The organism is Olivibacter sp. 47 (assembly GCF_030372825.1).
In the GTDB taxonomy this organism is placed as follows: domain Bacteria; phylum Bacteroidota; class Bacteroidia; order Sphingobacteriales; family Sphingobacteriaceae; genus Olivibacter; species Olivibacter oleidegradans.
In genome coordinates, this window is record NZ_JAUCNR010000009.1 from 1 (window position 1) to 1,015 (window position 1,015).

The 1,015-nt window shown below is 37.6% G+C and carries 2 protein-coding genes; both read right to left on the reverse strand.

Translation table 11 applies throughout. The features are described 5' to 3' along the window. Positions 1 to 49: 49 nt before the first annotated feature. Positions 50 to 625: a toxin-antitoxin system YwqK family antitoxin gene (locus QT327_RS28055; RefSeq protein WP_289554492.1), complete on the reverse strand. Its 576-nt coding sequence runs from the start codon at positions 623 to 625 to the stop codon at positions 50 to 52. A gap of 3 nt (positions 626 to 628) precedes the next feature. Beyond that, a partial coding sequence (locus QT327_RS28060; RefSeq protein ID WP_289554494.1) for a hypothetical protein occupies positions 629 to 1,015 on the reverse strand: 387 nt, incomplete at its 5' end.

The following is a 1,015-nucleotide window of genomic DNA, read 5'->3' on the forward strand; positions in this document are numbered from 1 at the left end:
CCGTAATCATACGTTCTACATGGGCTTATAGCCCCAATAGATCAACCATCTACTCAATTCTCTCATTATTATTCTCGAAATTTTCTTTATTTAGAATATTTCCTTTTTCATCAAACCTTAGTTCACTTAAGCGTTTCCCATTTTTATAAAAAGATTTAGATTTAATTTGCCCGTTTTTATAATAGCTTACCCATTCTCCATCCATGTTGCCATTTCGATAAAAACCTTTTTGTCCGATTAAACCATTCTCATGCCATAGTTTAAATTCTCCTTCCGGTTTACCTGGCCTAGCATAATACTCCAGGTAATTCAATCGGCCATTATCAAAAAAGCGTTTAACAGTATCAACAAATCGGCCTCTACTGTACGTTGCAACAACTTGTTCCTGGCCATTTGGATACCATTGTATACTGGCTCCGTCAAGAACACCAGCCTTATAATTATACTTCCCTTGCTTGCTCCCGTCTTCATGCCAACGGATCCATAGACCTTCCTTTTTCCCATTCAACATCTGTCCTTCTTCAAATTTCTCACCTGTTGCATAATAATTTACAGTATGCCCGTCTTGCTGGCAGGATATAGAAATAAAAAACAACCCAAATATCAGAAAAAGAAAATTTTGCATACATTAATATCTTATTTTACCTGTTCTTAATGCCTCTAATCCTCTTAACATAGTTGCCTTCATGTCATTAAATGTCGCTTTCCATTGACTCCCAGTTTCAGAGACTCCCTTGGCAATACCTTCAACATCGCTTACTACTGAATTGCCACGTATTTTTTCATATGTTTTTGGCGCATCGGCATAATCCATCGCCGTCGCAAAAATAGACGGTCCAGCAGCTTTACCAGTGAGAAAATCCCTGATCAATGTCACAACATCGTTTATACGTTTTCTACCTCCCATCTCTTTTAAATCTCCGATGACTTTTGAACTAAAACCAACTTGTTCAGCTCGTGATATCATATCATTAAAAGCTCCTTCATCACTTCTTACCCCATTGCCTAAATCACC